The following is a 17468-nucleotide window of genomic DNA, read 5'->3' on the forward strand; positions in this document are numbered from 1 at the left end:
CGGTTCGACTGAATATAGCCTGTCGCCTGTGAATGAATCGTCACCTTACGGGCAAAAAAATGCCGCTTCAAAAGCGGCATTTTTCAGCGAGAAGCTATCACTCGGTGACAGCGTTTTTCGCGAGGATGGCGTTGGCCAACTCCATGTCCGTGGCTTGCAAGCCTGGGTTGTCGGCGCGGACTTTCTGCATTGCGGCCTCCAGGTAAGGGCCACGGATACCACCGTCGCTGGCTACGAAGCTGCCGGCGTCATCTTGAGCGGCGACCACCAGTTTGTGGTCTTTGAATGTCAGGTAGGTCGAGCCGGTGGTGGCACCGGAGGAGATGACATTGCGCCAGAAACTGTCGGCCATGGCTGAACCGACAGGAAGGGAAAGCACAGCGAGGGTTGCGACAGCATATTTGAGACGCATGATGGGTGACTCCGGGTGGGTGATCTGTACGTTTGGATCGTGGTTAGCCCAATCGAGTTCCGTCATTGACTAAACAGTTTCAACCTTCAACACCACGCCTTCCTGGGCAATCACGCGTACTTGAGCGCCTACCGGGCAGTCGGGGCCGCTGACCATCCACACACCATCGCCGACCTTCACCTTACCTCGTCCATCCACAATCGCCTGGTGCACCACGAATGTGCGGCCGATCAACTCTGAGCCGCGTTCATTCAGCCCCGGTTGGTCACTGACCTTGGCGCTACTGCGCTGGCGCTTCCACCAGTACACCGCCGTCAATATCGACAGCACGGCAAACAACAGCAGTTGCCATTCCAGCGCGAGGGGCGGAACCAGAAACTTGATCACGCCCACGGCTGCCGCTGCGATACCCATCCATAGCAGGTAACCACCGGCGCCGAAGACCTCAAGAATCAACAGCACCGTGCCCAAGGCCAGCCAATCCCAAAACGACAGGTGCAGCAGGAAATCCCACATGGCGATGGCCTCAGCCCTTCTTGTGATCGAACGTTGCCTTAACGATCTCGCCGATGCCACCGACCGCACCGATCACCTGGCTGGCTTCAAGCGGCATCAGGATGACCTTGCTGTTGTTGGCCGAGGCCAGCTTGCCCAGGGCGTCGATATACTTTTGCGCCACGAAGTAGTTGACCGCCTGCACGTTGCCCGAGGCGATGGCTTCCGACACCACTTGGGTCGCCCGTGCTTCGGCCTCGGCCTGGCGTTCGCGGGCTTCGGATTCGAGGAACGCCGCTTGCCGGCTACCTTCGGCCTCCAGAATCTGGGCTTGCTTTTTGCCCTCTGCGGTGAGGATCGCCGATGCCCGCAGCCCTTCAGCTTCGAGGATTTGCGCACGCTTGATCCGCTCGGCTTTCATCTGACCGGACATGGCTGCCATCAGGTCGGCCGGGGGGCTGATGTCTTTGATTTCGATACGTGTGATCTTGATGCCCCAGGGCGCGGTGGCTTCGTCCACGGTCTTCAGCAGTTTTTCATTGATGCCATCGCGCTGGCTCAGCATGGCATCCAGTTCCATCGAGCCGAGTACGGTTCGGATATTGGTTTGCAGCAGATTCCGAATGGCGTGTTCGAGGTTGTTGACCTCGTAGGCAGCCTGAGCGGTATTGACCACCTGGAAGAAACACACGGCATCGATCTGCACGGTGGCGTTATCGGCAGTGATGACTTCCTGCGGCGGGATATCCAGCACGCTTTCCATTACGTTGATCTTGCGACCGATACGGTCCATGACCGGGATGATGATGTTCAGGCCTGGCTTGAGGGTGTTGGTATAGCGACCAAAGCGCTCGACCGTCCATTGGTAACCCTGGGGCACGACTTTGAAGCCCATGAACAGAATGGCGATGGCCAATCCTACAAAGAGCAGCAGTACGGTTCCGATTTGCATGACGATTCCCTATCTGATGATGTCAGTGACGCAACGTTTGCTGATTGTAATGGTGTTGTCTGCGATAAGAACGATCTGTCCGCGCCGTAATCTAGGGATTTGTTACTGAATCTGAGGGGGTGACCCGCAGCACTTCAGCCAAGGAGGTCTGCCCCGTCCTGACCTTCTGCATGCCCGCCATGCGCAAGCTGCACATCCCGTGCGCCATCGCTGCCTGACGCAGGGCTTGAACATCGGCGCCCGGGGTAATCAGGGCTTTGAGCGACTCGTTCAATATCATAATTTCGTAAACACCGGCTCTTCCCCGGTAACCGCTATGACGGCACTCCGCACACCCCACCGCTTCATGGCCGTCATCGCCCATGCGCTTGCAATAAGGACATAGCACCCGTACCAAGCGCTGCGCCATCACCCCCAACAAGGTAGCCTTGATCAAATAATGAGCAATACCCAGTTCCTGTAGCCGACTAATGGCGCTGGGCGCGTCGTTGGTGTGCAGGGTGGACAGCACGAGATGCCCGGTCAGCGCGGCCTGGATAGCCATTTCTGCGGTTTCCTGGTCGCGGATCTCGCCGATCATGATGATGTCCGGGTCCTGGCGCAGCAGGGCGCGGATGCCGCTGGCAAAGGTCAGGTCGATATTGTGTTGCACCTGCATCTGATTGAACGCCGGCTCGACCATCTCGATCGGGTCCTCCACGGTGCACAGGTTGACCTCACGGGTCGCGAGCTGTTTAAGCGTGGTGTAGAGCGTGCTGGTTTTGCCTGAGCCGGTAGGCCCGGTGACCAGGATGATGCCGTTGGTCTGGCGCGTCATGGCATTCCAGCGGTGCCGGTCGTCATCCGATAAACCCAGCTGGTCAAAATTCTTGAGCAGGACCTGAGGGTCGAAAATCCGCATCACCAGTTTTTCGCCGAAGGCGGTGGGAAGGGTCGACAGGCGTAACTCGATTTCCATACCCGCCGGACTTTTGGTCTTCACCCGACCGTCCTGGGGTTTACGTTTCTCCGCCACGTTCATGCGGCCCAGGCTCTTGAGGCGGCTGACCACAGCCACCGCAACCTGGGGTGGGAATTGATAGACATCGTGCAGCAGCCCGTCAATGCGCAAGCGCACGCGACCCTGATCCCGGCAGGGTTCGATATGGATATCGCTGGCCCGCTGGGCAAAGGCGTACTGCAGCAGCCAATCGACGATATGGACAATGTGCGCATCGTTAGCGTCCGGCTCCTGATCGCTGCTCCCAAGGTTGAGCAGGTCCGGATGGCCTGGCGCGGTGACCTTCTGCTCAGCACCGTTGACCGATTTTGCCAGTCGATAGAATTCGCCGATGCAGCGCTGAATATCCTGCGGGTTGGCCACCACGCGCGTGATCGAACGCTTGAGCACCTGCGCCAGGCCGGCCTCCCAGCAGGTCACATAGGGTTGCGCGCTGGCAACGGTGACGGTTTGCGCGTCCACGGCCACCGCCAGGATGCCGTGGCGTTGGGCGAACGCATGGGACATTAGCGGCACCACCGTCGCGACGTCGATCTTCAGCGGGTCGATGCGTAGATAGATTTGCCCGGCCTGCTCGGCAAGCCACTGAGTGAGGCGTTCCAGGCATGGCCCCAGCTCCGCGATGCGCTCCAGTGGGTGGCGGGTCGTATCGGCTGGCAACGCCGATAAGCGGTGCGCGATGTCGGGCGTAATCAGCCCATATTCCACCAAGGGTGGCAGCAACGGGTGCAGTTCCAAACGACGATCAGCAGGCATGATGAGGTTTCCGGATGGCCTTGGATGTTCTCCCAGGCTAGTCAGCCTCCGACGCTCGCCCCGTCAACCTGTGTTGCAGGTTTTTACCTGGCGACCGCCATCTGGACGCCGGCCCCCAGTGCATCGGGCGTCCACACGTCCAGAGAACATACGCTGATCAGGTTTCGAATCTTTTCTCCGATCACCTGGGCCCGATGCCAGCTCAGACCATCGAGCACAATTTGGATATTCAGTACGTCTACGTCTCGACTCACCGAGACCTGCCGAGGCGTAAGAAATTGCAGGGCGAAATAGTTGAGCACGCGGCACAGCACATCGGGCTCGGCTTCGGCGACGATCTGGTAGTGGGCCTGACAGTGGGCGGTGTTGACGGCCCATGCATCGACGCGGGTGACAGGCAGAGTGGTTTCGACGGCGTGCATGCTGACTCTCCAGATTGAGTGGAGGAATTTTTACATCCAACCTCGGAGATTTCTTATCTAATATTGGCGTGAATACGGACATAAAAACGTATTCAATCCAATAGAAGGTCCAAAGAAGGTATTTTTATGCACAGTGAGTTGGACGCCTACGATCGCCGCATCCTGGCCTTGCTGCAAGAAGATGCGTCGCTGTCCAGCGCGCAGATCGCTGAGCAGGTCGGTCTGTCCCAGTCGCCTTGTTGGCGCAGGATTCAACGGCTCAAGGAAGAAGGGGTGATACGCGGTCAGGTGACATTGCTGGATCGCAAGAAAATCGGCCTTAACACGCAGATATTCGCCGAGGTCAAACTCAATGCCCACGGCCGTTCCAACTTCACCGAATTCACCGAGGCGATTCGCGGCTTTCCGGAAGTGTTGGAGTGTTATGTGCTGATGGGCGCGGTGGATTTCCTGCTGCGCATCGTGACGTCGGACATCGAAGCATACGAACGGTTTTTCTTCGAGAAGCTGTCGATGGTGCCCGGGATTCAGGAGGTCAATTCGATTGTGGCGCTGTCTGAAATCAAGTCGACCACCAGCCTGCCAGTATTGCGCTGATCGGGTGGATCTTATCGGGGGCGAGCCCCCTCCCACACTTGGAATGCATTTCATATGTGGGAGGAGGGCTGGCGGCCGATTGCAATGTTACAAACGCAGCAGGGTCTTCCACGCACGGTTCTGATACACCGCAATCGCCTGGTGCATCCGCGCATCCAGCGACTCATCAGTGATCGGCTGGTTGGCCAATAGCGCCAACTTGTTCAGCTCGCCGTAGAGACGATCCAGTTCGGGAATGTCCAGCACATGGCGGGCGTGGTGCAGCCAGGCCTGGATGCGTTCGATACGTGGCAGTTGCTCGGCCAAGTCTTCCGGCTGCTGTTGGTAGCGTGGCAGTTGCAAGGCGACGGCGTCGTCGGCCAGCAGGCGCGGCAACCAGTTGGCGATTTGCGCGGCGCCCTGGCGGTTGCCACGTACGTTGCGGTCGGCGGTCCAGGTGCGGGCCATCAGCCAGCGCGACGTGTTGAGTGAGAACAGGCCCCAGCGCACGTCTTCCAATTCTTCGGCGAATTGTTCCGGTGCGGCTTTACGGATGTCTTCATCATCGTCACCGGCCTGCACCAGTGGGCGCCAGTCTTCCAACAGCGCGTCCAGCGCAGTGCGCAGTTCGCTGGTGGACTGGCGGGGCGCGGCCTGGCCGAGGCTGCCGACCAGAGCGCGCAGTTCGCCGAGGTTATCGACCCAGTCCTGCAGCAGGCGCCAGTGGCCGTTGAAACGGTATTGTTCAGCCAGGCGCTGGCTGCTGCCGAGCAGGTGCCACATCAGGGCGGCGAAAGCATCGTCCAGCGGCATTTCGGCGTGTAGCTGTGGCGCCGGCAGGCTCAGGGAGTAACTGCTGGCGTCATACAGGCGGTAGCCGCGCTCGGCCTTGCTGATATCGCATGGCATCAGCGCCAGGGTGGCGGCCAGTTCGGCGGCCAGTTCCAGCAGGGCGGCCGGCTCGCCTTCGCGCAGTTCCAGTTCCAGCTCGCAGATTTCTTCTTTCTGTTTGCCGGCCACTACATGGCCCAGGTCCAGAGCCGCTTCGATCACCACCTTGGCCTTGCCGCGGCCCCAGGCAATTTCGGCGCGTTCACGCACGAAGTCGGTGGTAAAAATCGGCTTGAGGGTTTTTTTGTCCAGTTCGGCCAGTTGCTCGGGCCAGCACTCGCCGTCAAGTTTCTTCACATCGAGCTTGGCTTTGGGCAAGTCCCAGTTGTACTCGTTGCGTTCCGACAAGCCGGCGACGCTCTGGCCACGGGTCTTGAGGGTTTGAATGATGTCGTCACCGTCCTTGCGCAGGCGCAGGGCAACCTTGGCCTGGGCCAGGTCGCGCTCGGGGGTGTCGAAATACTGGTTCATCAACTCACGGCGTTCCCAGCCACTTTTGTTGCGTTTTTTCAGTAACGGGTGCTCACGCAGCGCGGCGAGTGTTTCGCGGCTGACGCGGAGCTTGATTTCGGTTTCTTTCTGCATGGCCGGAAAATCCAGGATCGGGAGCGCAGCCGGGGAAAAGAGTGGCTGCCAAGGTCGTGCAGTGTACAGGACTGAGCCCGGCAACGCGCCGCAACGGTTTATTGTGTCGTGCAGATGCCTCTATAGTGAGGTTCATCCGGGAAGTGGGGAGACTGTATATGCCGTTGCCGTCCATGAAAGAGCAGTTCGCCGCGTTGATTGCCGCGCCGTCGGTCAGTTGCACCCAGGCGTCCCTGGACCAGACCAACCGCCCCGTGATCGACCTGCTTGCCGGCTGGCTGGGCGATCTGGGGTTCAGCATCGACATCCAGACCGTCAGCCCAGGCAAATTCAATCTGCTCGCCAGTTTCGGCAGCGGCCCTGGCGGCCTGGTGCTGGCCGGGCATAGCGACACCGTGCCCTATGACCCCGCGTTGTGGAAAACCGACCCGCTGAAACTGACGGAAATCGACGGTCGCTGGGTAGGATTGGGTAGTTGCGACATGAAGGGCTTTTTCGCTTTGATCATCGAGGCGCTGTTGCCGCTGCTGGATCAACCGTTCAAGCAGCCCTTGCTGATCCTCGCTACGTGCGATGAGGAAAGCTCCATGTCCGGCGCCCGTGCGCTGGCCGAGGCCGGTCGCCCGCTGGGCCGCGCGGCGGTGATCGGCGAGCCGACGGGCCTTAAACCGATCCGCCTGCATAAAGGCGTGATGATGGAGCGCATCGACATTCTCGGTCGCAGCGGCCATTCGTCGGACCCCAGCCTCGGCCGCAGCGCCCTTGAGGCTATGCACGATGCTATCGGTGAACTGCGCGGCCTGCGCCTGGCCTGGCAGCGCGAGTACCGCAATCCGCAATTCAGCGTGCCGCAACCGACCCTGAACTTCGGCTGCATCCACGGTGGTGACAACCCCAACCGCATCTGTGGCCAATGCTCCCTGGAGTTCGATTTGCGCCCCCTGCCCGGCATGGACCCTCAAGTGTTGCGCGATGCCATTCGGCAGAAGCTCCAACCGTTGGCCGAGCGCCATCAAGTCAAGATCGACTACGCGCCGCTGTTCCCGGCGGTGCCGCCATTCGAGCAGCCGGAAGACGCCGAGCTGGTGCGGGTTGCGGAACGTTTGACCGGTCATCGTGCCGAAGCAGTAGCGTTCGGCACCGAAGCGCCTTATCTTCAGCGCCTTGGTTGTGAAACCCTGGTGCTCGGCCCTGGCGATATCGCCTGTGCGCACCAGCCGGGCGAATACCTCGAAATGTCACGCCTGACGCCTACAGTGCGTCTATTGCGGGAATTGATCGAACATTACTGCCTGAAACCCGCATAAATTAACCCCTGCCTGTTCGTACATAGAAGGAGAGTGAGCGTGTCGCCAAGCCTGTTCCGACGATAACCATCAGCCCGCCGTGCGCTTTCACGATTCATCCTTTTTTGGCTGCTTTTTATTACAGGCCCAGGTGTTATGCCCGAATACGTCAATTGGCTTCGTCATGCTTCCCCTTACATCAATGCCCACCGCGACTGCACCTTTGTGGTCATGTTGCCGGGCGATGGTGTGGACCATCCTAACTTTGGCAATATCGTCCACGACCTGGTGCTGCTCCACAGTCTGGGCGTGCGTCTGGTGCTGGTGCATGGTTCGCGTCCACAGATCGAAGCGCGCCTTGAAGCGCGCGGCCTCACCCCGTCTTACCACGAAGGCATGCGCATCACCGATGCCGCCACCTTGGAGTGCGTGATCGATGCGGTCGGCCATCTGCGTATCGCCATCGAAGCACGCCTGTCGATGGACATGGCCTCTTCGCCCATGCAGGGCTCGCGCCTGCGGGTGGCCAGCGGCAATCTGGTAACTGCACGCCCCATCGGCGTACTCGAAGGCGTGGACTACCACCACACCGGCGAAGTGCGCCGGGTCGACCGCAAGGGCATCAATCGCCTGCTGGACGAACGCTCTATCGTCTTGCTGTCGCCCTTGGGTTACTCGCCCACCGGAGAGATTTTCAACCTGGCCTGTGAAGATGTCGCTACTCGCGCCGCGATCGACTTGGGGGCCGATAAATTGCTGCTGTTCGGTGCCGATCTCGGCCTGATCGATGAACATGGGCGTTTGGTGCGCGAGCTGCGTCCGCAGCAGGTGCCGGCACATCTGCAGCGCCTGGGCAGCAGCAACTACCAGGCCGAATTGCTCGACGCAGCGGCCCAGGCTTGCCGGGGCGGGGTAGGGCGCAGCCATATCGTCAGCTATGCCGAAGACGGCGCGCTGCTCACCGAACTGTTCACCCGCGACGGTGGCGGTACGTTGGTGGCTCAGGAGCAATTCGAACTGGTACGCGAGGCGGCGATTGAAGACGTCGGTGGCCTGCTCGACCTGATCAGCCCGTTGGAAGAACAGGGCATTTTGGTGCGCCGTTCGCGGGAAGTGCTGGAGCGCGAAATCGAGCAGTTCAGCGTGGTCGAACGCGAAGGCATGATCATCGCCTGCGCGGCGCTGTACCAGATCGCCGATTCGGATGCCGGTGAACTCGCGTGCCTGGCAGTGAACCCCGAATACCGCCACGGCGGGCGCGGCGATGAACTGCTTGAGCGCATTGAAACCCGCGCCAGGGCCCAGGGCTTGAAAACGTTGTTCGTGCTCACCACCCGCACTGCCCATTGGTTCCGGGAGCGTGGGTTTGTGCCAAGCAGCGTGGACCGTCTGCCGTCCGCGCGCGCCTCGCTGTACAACTACCAGCGCAATTCGAAGATTTTCGAAAAAGCCCTCTAACCCTCGCGACCTTGTTGCAGGCGCGAGCTAGCTCGCGCCAACCTTTTTAGGTTCCTTCAGACCTCGCCGTGTGCCGGGGTGCGACAACGTGGCTGTCATAAAGGGCTATAAACCCTTCAGAACGCTCGGTAAGGGCCGATACGGTAAGCGCGGCAAGGAGTAGATTGCGTGAAGAAGGTGTTGCTCGGCCCTTGAGTGTCCGGGCTTGTCATCAAAAGAAACTATTCCGATACAAAACTGTAACAAATTGACTGGAGGATATGCGTTTGGCCATCATGGCGTCGCTTTTTTGATCGTAGGTGACGTTTGCAGCGTTACGTTTATTCTTTACTGGTCTAAATGGCGTTAAAAAATACTTTTTAGGAATTAGCATTTCGACAGGTTCGTCTACGCTGACCAACCCGATCTACGCAAAGGCTTATTCCATAATTGTATTAAAAAGAATGAAACAATTCTTTTTGGGTGTATGAAAAACTCATTACCCTGCAGGGACCAAATCAACGGCGATTAGACGAAAGTAGCAGACACACTAGGTTACGATTGACTTGGTAGTCACTATCTGGCGCTAATCGCGCATCTGTGGATCGAGGGCGTCAGACCCGAGACCAAAGAACTACAAAAATTAGAAACGAGAGGAGCGGTACATGAAGAAGTCCACCTTGGCACTGGCTGTAGCCCTGGGCGCAATCGCTCAGCAAGCAGGCGCTGCTGGTTTCATCGATGACAGTAAAGTAACCCTGGGTCTGCGTAACTTTTACATCAACACCGACAACCGTGATTCGGCTGCTGGCTCTGCTGCCAACAAGCGCGCCGGTGTTCAAAGCAAGCAGGAAGAATGGGGCCAAGGCTTCGACCTGCGTTTCATCTCCGGTTACACCCAAGGCACCGTAGGCTTCGGTCTTGATGCTATCGGCCTGCTGGGTGTTCGCCTGGATTCCGGTGGCGGCACCAACGGTGCTACTGCCTCTTCCTACGGTGGCACTGTGTTCCCGAGCAAGTCCAACGGCGAAGCCGTTGATAACTACTCGAGCCTGGGCCTGACCGCCAAGGCCAAGATTTCCCAGACCGAACTGAAGCTGGGGACTCTGCAGCCCAAGCTGCCGGTCATCGTGACCAACGACGGTCGTCTGCTGCCGCAGACCTTCCAGGGTGGCCAGATCACCACCAACGACATCAAGGATTTGACCCTGGTTGCCGGTCAGATCGAAAAAGCCAAAGGTCGTAACTCCAGCAACGTCGACAACCTGTCGATCTCCGGTGCCAACTCCCGCGGCGCCAACTGGCGTGACAGCAACAAGTTCTACTACGCCGGTGGTGATTACAAGATCACCAAGGACCTGACTGCCCAGTACTACTACGGCAATCTGGAAGACTTCTACAAGCAGCACTTCCTGGGTCTGACTCACAACTGGGCAATCGGCCCGGGCGTGTTGAAATCTGACCTGCGCTACTTCCACAGCACCGATGACGGCAAGAACGGCAACGAGTCGGCCTATTTCTCCTCGGGCAACTACAGCGGCGTGAACTCCGGTCGCGGCAAGGTCGATAACAACCTGTACAGCGGCCTGTTCCTGTACACCCTGGGTGGTCACACCTTCGGTGGTGGTTATCAAGTCAGCAACGGTAGCAGCGACTTCCCTTGGCTGAACCAAGGCGACGGTTCTTCGGCTTACATCACCACCGACATGCAGATCGCCAAGTTCGCCCGTGCCGGCGAGCGCACCTGGCAGGCTCGCTACGCGTATGACTTCGCCAAGGTCGGCGTGCCTGGCCTGACAGCGGGCGTTGTGTACCTCAAAGGTACTGACATCGACACCGTTAACGGTAGCCGTGCAGAGTTCACCGGCCAGTCCGAGTGGGAGCGCGATATCACTGTTGCCTACGTGGTGCCGGAAGGCCCGTTCAAGAACGTCGGCGTGGCCTGGAAAAACGCTATGTGGCGCAACGATGTTGCCGCCGCGCGCGACCAGGACGAAAACCGTGTAATCGTCAGCTATACCTACGCGTTCAAGTAACTGCGTAAAACCTTGCCCGGCGCAACGCCGGGCAAGGTGTCTTGCTTTTCAAGTCAGGCTCACCCCCGTAAGCCCTTCCTGAACCCCTCTTTTACAGCGTCTCAAGGCCTTCTCGAACCTTGGTGACGATGGTGCCTTGCACCCGGTTGAGCGTCCAATGAACGATTTTTAATATTCTTTTATCATCTAGATAAATCGATATTTATTCTTTTTAAAATAGCCACAACCCATGCACAGTGGGCTCCATAAGCACTCATCAGGAGCCACACCATGAGCCTAAGACTGGGCGATATCGCCCCCGACTTCGAACAGGATTCCAGCGCCGGCAAAATTCGTTTCCACGAGTGGTTGGGCGATAGCTGGGGAGTGTTGTTTTCCCACCCGGCCGACTTCACGCCGGTATGCACTACCGAGCTGGGCTTTACCGCTAAGCTCAAAGACGAATTCGCCCAGCGCGGCGTCAAGGCCATCGCGCTGTCGGTTGACCCAGTGGACTCGCACCACAGGTGGATCGAAGACATCAACGAAACCCAGAACACCACCGTCAACTTCCCGATCCTGGCCGATGCCGACCGCAAGGTCTCTGATCTCTACGACCTGATCCACCCCAATGCCAGCGATACCCTCACCGTGCGATCGTTGTTCGTAATCGACCCGAACAAAAAGATTCGCCTGACCATCACCTACCCGGCCAGCACCGGGCGCAACTTCCATGAAATCCTGCGGGTGATCGACTCGCTGCAATTGACCGATAACCACAAGGTCGCCACGCCCGCCAACTGGCAGGACGGGGATGAAGTGGTGATCGTGCCGTCGCTCAAGGACGAGGACGAGATCAAGAAACGCTTTCCAAAAGGCTATCGAGCAGTGAAGCCGTACTTGCGGCTGACCCCGCAGCCCAATCGTTGACGCGGATATCGCTCTGGTGGCAAGCCCCCTACCACCGTCGATGCATCGCATCTGTAACTGAATCAAAGCAGGGGTTTTCAGGCCGTTTCCACGGCCTTTTTTTTCGCCTGGCGATTGTTAAAGTCAATATGTTTTTATGGAATAAACAAATGAAAAAATAAGATTTATAGATATATGAATCAACTGATAAGGTCTGTTCCATCTTGGCGCCATCGCCACTTCAGCGAACCGCCGGCACTTGCTCAAGGAATTCCTGCATGTTGGTCGTAACACTCGGAGGCAGTCCCAGCCAGCGTTCCCGATCCGGGGTCTTGCTGGAAAAAACCCGTCAGTGGTTGCAACACAAAGGCGTGGAAGTAGTGAGTTACCAGGTACGGGACTTCCCGGCCGAAGACTTGCTGCACGCGCGGTTCGACAGCCCAAAGATCATCGACCTGCTGGAGCAGGTGGCCAACGCCGACGGCCTGGTGATCGCCACCCCGGTGTACAAGGCTTCGTTCTCCGGCGCGTTGAAAACCGTGCTCGATCTGCTGCCTGAACGGGCCTTGGCCCATAAGGTGGTGCTGCCAATGGCTACCGGCGGCAGCATCGCGCACATGCTGGCGGTGGATTACGCGTTGAAGCCAGTGCTGTCGGCGCTCAAGGCGCAGGAGTTGCTCCACGGCATTTTTGCCGAAGACAGCCAGATCGCCTATGGCGAAGGCAGCGCCCAGGCGCAACTGGTGCCGGTGCTGGAGCAGCGGTTGTACGAGGCGCTGGAGACGCTCTACGGCGCCATGGCCCGTCGCCCGAAACCCCTTGATCCGCATGTATTGAATGAACGTTTGTTGAGTGCTCGCTGGAGCATTTAAGCCGTACCTGAAACCTGGAAACACTCACCTTACTCAGCCGCCAACGGCCAAGCAGGTGCAGCCAAAACCCCTCATCGCATTTTTGGAGAGAGCGCCATGCGCACTGTCATCTTGCGTCGTGGTCTGGTCGCACTGTTTGCTGCGGCTGTGTCCTTCGGCGCCATTGTTCAAGCTCACGCCGCCGAGACCCTGCGGATCGGTTATCAGAAATACGGCACCTTGGTCCTGCTCAAGGCCAAGGGCACCCTGGAAAAACGTCTGGCGGCCCAAGGCGTGCAGGTGCAGTGGACCGAGTTTCCTGGCGGCCCGCAGTTGCTTGAAGGTCTGAACGTCGGCTCCATCGACTTCGGCGTGACCGGCGAAACTCCGCCGGTCTTCGCCCAGGCGGCCGGTGCCGATCTGCTCTACGTGGCCTACGAGCCACCGGCGCCGACCAGCGAAGCGATCCTGGTGCCCAAAGACTCACCGATCAAATCGGTGGCCGAGCTCAAGGGCAAGAAAATCGTGCTCAACAAAGGCTCCAACGTGCATTACCTGTTGGTGCGCGCCTTGGAGGACGCCGGCCTGAAATACAGCGATGTGCAGACAGTATTCCTGCCGCCTGCCGATGCCCGTGCGGCGTTCGAGCGGGGCAGTGTGGATGCGTGGGTGATCTGGGACCCGTACCAGGCCGCCGCCGAGCAACAACTGCAAGCACGTACCCTGCGTGACGGCACTGGCATCGCCGACAACCATCAGTTCTACCTGGCAACCAAACCCTACGCCGAACAGCACCCCGACGTGATCACCGCGTTGGTGGAAGAGGTGCGTGCCGTGGGCGAGTGGTCCAAAGCCAACCCGCAGGAAGTCACCGACCAAGTCGCACCGCTGCTCGGCCTGCCGGCCGACATCACCCTCACCTCGGTAAAACGCCAGGGCTACGGCGCGCTGTTCCTGACCCCGCAAGTGGTGGCCGCTCAACAGAAAATCGCCGACAGCTTTTACCAACTCAAATTGATCCCCAAGCCCTTGAGCATCAAGGACGTGATCTGGACGCCTCCGGCCGCTGTTGCTAAAGCGCCGTAATCCGACTTCTTCAGGAGACAACTCCATGAGCCTCAATATTTTCTGGTTCCTGCCTACCCACGGCGACGGTCATTACCTTGGCACTGCCGAAGGCGCTCGCGCCGTGGACCACGGTTACCTGCAACAAGTGGCCCAGGCTGCCGATCGCCTGGGCTTCGGCGGGGTGCTGATCCCCACCGGGCGTTCCTGCGAAGACTCGTGGCTGGTGGCCGCTTCGTTGATTCCAGTGACCCAACGTCTCAAGTTCCTGGTCGCACTGCGCCCGGGGATCATTTCCCCGACGGTGGCCGCGCGCCAGGCCGCGACCCTGGATCGTTTATCCGGCGGGCGGGCGCTGTTCAATCTGGTGACCGGTGGCGACCCCGAAGAACTGGCCGGTGATGGCCTGTTCCTCAGCCACGAAGAGCGCTACCAGGCCTCGGTGGAGTTCACCCGTATCTGGCGTCGCGTACTTGAAGGCGAAACCGTGGATTACGACGGCCAACACATCAGCGTCAAAGGCGCCAAATTGCTCTACCCGCCGATCCAGCAGCCACGGCCGCCGCTGTACTTCGGCGGCTCCTCCGAAGCGGCCCAGGACCTGGCGGCCGAGCAGGTGGAAATGGTGCTGACCTGGGGCGAACCACCGGCCGCCGTGGCCGAGAAAATCGAACAAGTGCGGGCCAAGGCCGCCAAACTCGGGCGCAATGTGCGCTTCGGCATTCGTCTGCATGTGATCGTGCGCGAAACCAATGACGAAGCCTGGAAAGCTGCCGACAAACTGATTTCCCACTTGGACGACGACACCATCGCCCGCGCCCAAGCCTCACTGGCGCGCTTTGATTCGGTGGGCCAGCATCGCATGGCCGCCTTGCACGGCGGCAACCGCGACAACCTCGAAGTCAGCCCCAACCTGTGGGCCGGCGTCGGCCTGGTTCGCGGTGGGGCGGGTACGGCGCTGGTAGGCGACGGCGCAACCGTGGCCGAGCGCGTGAAGGAGTACGCAGCGCTGGGTATCGACACCTTCATCTTCTCCGGTTATCCGCACCTGGAAGAGTCGTACCGCGTGGCCGAATTGCTGTTCCCGCACCTGGATATCGAACGTCCAGAACTGCCGAAAAGCGCCGGATACGTGAGCCCGTTCGGCGAAATGGTCGCCAACGATATCCTTCCCAAAGCGGCGTCACAGAGCTGAGGCGGCGCGATGAACCTTGAAAAAGTGAGCCATCGCGTGGCGCCTTGGGTGCTGCCGCTGCTGTTGCTGGCGGTGTGGCAGGTGTCGGTGTCGGCGGGGTGGTTGTCGACGCGCATCCTGCCGGCGCCGAGCGCGGTGATCGAGGCCGGGGTTAACCTGGTGCGCAGCGGTGAAATCTGGACGCACCTGGCCATCAGCGGCTGGCGCGCGGGCCTGGGTTTTGTGATCGGCGGCGCTATCGGTCTGGCGCTGGGCTTTATCACCGGGCTGTCGACATGGGGCGAGCGCCTGCTCGACAGCTCGGTGCAGATGATTCGCAACGTGCCGCACCTGGCGCTGATCCCGCTGGTGATCCTGTGGTTCGGCATTGACGAAACGGCGAAGATTTTCCTGGTGGCCCTCGGCACGCTGTTCCCGATCTACCTGAACACCTACCACGGCATTCGCAACGTCGACCCGGCGCTGGTGGAGATGTCGCGCAGTTATGGGTTGTCCGGGTTCAGCCTGTTCTGGCAGGTGATCCTGCCGGGTGCGTTGCCGTCGATCCTGGTGGGCGTGCGCTTTGCGCTGGGCTTTATGTGGTTGACGCTGATCGTGGCGGAAACCATTTCGGCCAGTTCCGGTATTGGTTACCTGGCGATGAATGCCCGCGAATTCCTGCAAACCGACGTGGTGGTGCTGGCGATCGTGATGTACGCGATCCTCGGCAAACTGGCGGACCTGGCCGCGCGCGGTCTGGAGCGGGTGTGGCTGCGTTGGCATCCGGCGTACCAAACGCATAAAGGAGGTGCGGCATGACCGCTCAACAACCTCCACGCCTGCTCAAGGGGATTCCCCTGGCGGTGCGTAAGTTGCGTAAAGCCTTCGGCACGCGGGAAGTGCTCAAGGGCATCGATCTGCACATTCCGGCGGGGCAATTCGTCGCCGTGGTGGGGCGTAGCGGTTGCGGCAAAAGTACCTTGCTGCGCCTGCTGGCCGGGTTGGACGACGCCAGCGGCGGAGAGCTGCTAGCCGGTTCCGCACCCCTTAGCGCGGCCCGTGAAGACACGCGATTGATGTTCCAGGAAGCGCGTCTGCTGCCGTGGAAAAAGATCATCGACAACGTGGGCTTGGGCCTCAAAGGCGACTGGCGTGCCAAAGCACTGCAAGCCTTGGACGCGGTGGGGCTGGCCGAGCGCGCCAATGAATGGCCGGCGGCCTTGTCCGGTGGCCAGAAGCAACGCGTGGCGTTGGCTCGCGCGCTGATCCACCAGCCGCGCCTACTGTTGCTGGATGAGCCGCTGGGCGCGCTGGATGCCCTGACCCGCATCGAGATGCAGCAACTGATCGAAAACCTTTGGCAGCAGCATGGCTTTACCGTGCTGCTGGTGACCCATGACGTCAACGAAGCCGTGGCGATTGCCGACCGGGTGATCCTGATCGAAGACGGTGAAATCGGTCTGGACCTGATCGTTGACCTGCCCCGCCCACGGGCCCGTGGCTCCCACCGCCTGGCCGCGCTGGAAGCCGAGGTACTCAACCGCGTGCTGTCACTGCCCGGTACACCGCCCGACCCCGAACCTGTTTCACCGCTGCCGACGCAATTGCGTTGGGCGCAATAACTCACCTATCCCCATGAAGAGAGAACGACATGACTATTAAAGCCATCAACGTGCGTAACCAGTTCAAAGGCACCATCAAGGAAATCGTGGTCGGTGACGTGTTGTCGGAAATCGACGTGCAGACCGCCTCCGGCATCGTCACCTCAGTGATCACCACTCGCTCGGTCAAAGAGCTGGAGCTGGTCATTGGTAGTGAAGTGATTGCCTTTGTGAAATCAACTGAGGTGTCGATCGCCAAGTTGTGAACAGGCTTGAGGTCGTCATCGGGGGCAAGCCCCCTCCCACCTTTTGAATGTATTCACAGGTCAAAGTGTGGGAGGGGGCTTGCCCCCGATGGGAACGCCCCAGTCAACGCAAGGCTCAACGCTTGGGCAGGTAAGCTGGCAGATACAGCCCCACATACGCATCGAACACCCGCATGCCTTCCTCGGCCATGCGCGGCGTGATCAGCCCATGCTGATGCACCGAGCGCGCGTACACGCGGTCGCTCAGCTCCAGCGCCAGGGCGAACACATCCACATCGCTGGGCAGTGTCGGCACCTCGAAGTGGCGGTTGAAAACCTTGAACATCAGGTCGCCCAGTTCCAGATCATGTTGGCGGTCGGCCTGGGTTACTTCGGTGAGGCCATGCTGCGCCAGGATCAATTGGCGCGCGGCGGCATCCTGGTCGTAGATGGTGAGCATGCGTTGCTCGACGATGCAGGACAGATCGCGCCATTGCTTGAGGGGTTCATGATCGATGGGCGCCTGAATCGCCGCACGAAACGCCCCATGCACATCGGCGGTCAACGCCTCCAGCAGCGCCGGCACGCTGGCGAAGAAGTGATACACCGACGACGGCGGAATCTGCGCGCGTTCGGCCACGCTGTAGATCGACAGACTTGCCACGCCTTCGGCGGCCAGCAGGGTGCGGGCGGCATCGAGAATCGCATCGATCCGCGCCTGGCTGCGGGCGCGGGGTTTGCGAGGGGCGGCGGGGCGGGTGGTCATGGAAGTCTCCTACAAGGCAGCGGGCATTGT

The 17468-nt window shown here is 59.8% G+C and carries 18 protein-coding genes; 11 read left to right on the forward strand and 7 right to left on the reverse strand.

The window, feature by feature from the left end:
• Positions 1–97: 97 nt before the first annotated feature.
• The 5 genes from FIV35_RS03660 to FIV35_RS03680 all read right to left on the reverse strand — a co-directional run bounded on the left by FIV35_RS03660 (position 98) and on the right by FIV35_RS03680 (position 4037).
• Positions 98–412, reverse strand: coding sequence for a DUF2388 domain-containing protein (locus FIV35_RS03660; RefSeq protein ID WP_003176799.1), 315 nt, complete (start codon positions 410–412; stop codon positions 98–100).
• Positions 413–481: 69 nt separating this feature from the next.
• On the reverse strand, positions 482–928 hold the full coding sequence (locus FIV35_RS03665) for an NfeD family protein (protein WP_034101373.1): 447 nt from the start codon (positions 926–928) through the stop codon (positions 482–484).
• Positions 929–938: 10 nt separating this feature from the next.
• Positions 939–1859, reverse strand: coding sequence for an SPFH domain-containing protein (locus tag FIV35_RS03670; RefSeq protein WP_034139731.1), 921 nt, complete (start codon positions 1857–1859; stop codon positions 939–941).
• 91 nt (positions 1860–1950) lie between these two features.
• Positions 1951–3615, reverse strand: a complete 1665-nt coding sequence (locus FIV35_RS03675; protein ID WP_034139730.1) for a GspE/PulE family protein — start codon at positions 3613–3615, stop codon at positions 1951–1953.
• Positions 3616–3698: 83 nt separating this feature from the next.
• The gene (locus FIV35_RS03680; protein ID WP_034139729.1) at positions 3699–4037 is read right to left on the reverse strand and encodes a hypothetical protein; all 339 of its coding nucleotides are present in this window, start codon (positions 4035–4037) and stop codon (positions 3699–3701) included.
• Positions 4038–4163: 126 nt separating this feature from the next.
• Here FIV35_RS03680 and FIV35_RS03685 point away from each other — a divergent pair, with 126 nt between their 5' ends.
• A complete protein-coding gene (locus FIV35_RS03685) occupies positions 4164–4634 on the forward strand; it encodes an Lrp/AsnC family transcriptional regulator (RefSeq protein ID WP_003195279.1) in 471 nt (156 codons plus the stop codon).
• 87 nt (positions 4635–4721) lie between these two features.
• On the opposite strand, the gene FIV35_RS03690 is transcribed toward FIV35_RS03685, so the two are convergent.
• On the reverse strand, positions 4722–6089 hold the full coding sequence (locus FIV35_RS03690; RefSeq protein WP_034101370.1) for a CYTH domain-containing protein: 1368 nt from the start codon (positions 6087–6089) through the stop codon (positions 4722–4724).
• Positions 6090–6247: 158 nt separating this feature from the next.
• On the opposite strand from FIV35_RS03690, the gene argE reads away from it, so the two are divergent.
• From argE to FIV35_RS03740, 10 genes are all read left to right on the forward strand, one after another.
• A complete protein-coding gene (gene argE / locus FIV35_RS03695; protein ID WP_034139728.1) occupies positions 6248–7396 on the forward strand; it encodes an acetylornithine deacetylase in 1149 nt (382 codons plus the stop codon).
• 135 nt (positions 7397–7531) lie between these two features.
• Positions 7532–8833 (forward strand): amino-acid N-acetyltransferase, encoded by a 1302-nt coding sequence (gene argA, locus FIV35_RS03700; protein ID WP_034139727.1) that lies wholly within the window; start codon positions 7532–7534, stop codon positions 8831–8833.
• Positions 8834–9477: 644 nt separating this feature from the next.
• A complete protein-coding gene (locus FIV35_RS03705) occupies positions 9478–10848 on the forward strand; it encodes an OprD family porin (RefSeq protein WP_034139726.1) in 1371 nt (456 codons plus the stop codon).
• Between the two features lie 270 nt (positions 10849–11118).
• The gene (locus tag FIV35_RS03710; RefSeq protein ID WP_034139725.1) at positions 11119–11757 is read left to right on the forward strand and encodes a peroxiredoxin; all 639 of its coding nucleotides are present in this window, start codon (positions 11119–11121) and stop codon (positions 11755–11757) included.
• 257 nt (positions 11758–12014) lie between these two features.
• Positions 12015–12608 (forward strand): NADPH-dependent FMN reductase, encoded by a 594-nt coding sequence (gene ssuE / locus FIV35_RS03715; RefSeq protein WP_034139724.1) that lies wholly within the window; start codon positions 12015–12017, stop codon positions 12606–12608.
• Positions 12609–12704: 96 nt separating this feature from the next.
• A complete protein-coding gene (locus FIV35_RS03720; protein ID WP_034101364.1) occupies positions 12705–13673 on the forward strand; it encodes a sulfonate ABC transporter substrate-binding protein in 969 nt (322 codons plus the stop codon).
• A 25-nt stretch (positions 13674–13698) separates the two neighbouring features.
• Positions 13699–14847: an FMNH2-dependent alkanesulfonate monooxygenase gene (gene ssuD, locus FIV35_RS03725; RefSeq protein ID WP_034139723.1), complete on the forward strand. Its 1149-nt coding sequence runs from the start codon at positions 13699–13701 to the stop codon at positions 14845–14847.
• 9 nt (positions 14848–14856) lie between these two features.
• Positions 14857–15645: an aliphatic sulfonate ABC transporter permease SsuC gene (ssuC, locus tag FIV35_RS03730; protein WP_034139722.1), complete on the forward strand. Its 789-nt coding sequence runs from the start codon at positions 14857–14859 to the stop codon at positions 15643–15645.
• On the forward strand, positions 15642–16448 hold the full coding sequence (gene ssuB, locus FIV35_RS03735; RefSeq protein WP_034101361.1) for an aliphatic sulfonates ABC transporter ATP-binding protein: 807 nt from the start codon (positions 15642–15644) through the stop codon (positions 16446–16448). The genes ssuC and ssuB overlap by 4 nt, the downstream gene beginning before the upstream one ends.
• A gap of 29 nt (positions 16449–16477) precedes the next feature.
• On the forward strand, positions 16478–16693 hold the full coding sequence (locus tag FIV35_RS03740) for a TOBE domain-containing protein (protein WP_003176783.1): 216 nt from the start codon (positions 16478–16480) through the stop codon (positions 16691–16693).
• Positions 16694–16808: 115 nt separating this feature from the next.
• Here the strand turns inward: FIV35_RS03740 and FIV35_RS03745 are convergent, their stop codons facing one another.
• The gene (locus FIV35_RS03745; protein ID WP_034139721.1) at positions 16809–17438 is read right to left on the reverse strand and encodes a TetR/AcrR family transcriptional regulator; all 630 of its coding nucleotides are present in this window, start codon (positions 17436–17438) and stop codon (positions 16809–16811) included.
• Positions 17439–17468: the final 30 nt, after the last annotated feature.

This window comes from Pseudomonas rhodesiae (assembly GCF_007858255.1).
Classification (GTDB): Bacteria; Pseudomonadota; Gammaproteobacteria; order Pseudomonadales; family Pseudomonadaceae; genus Aquipseudomonas; species Aquipseudomonas rhodesiae.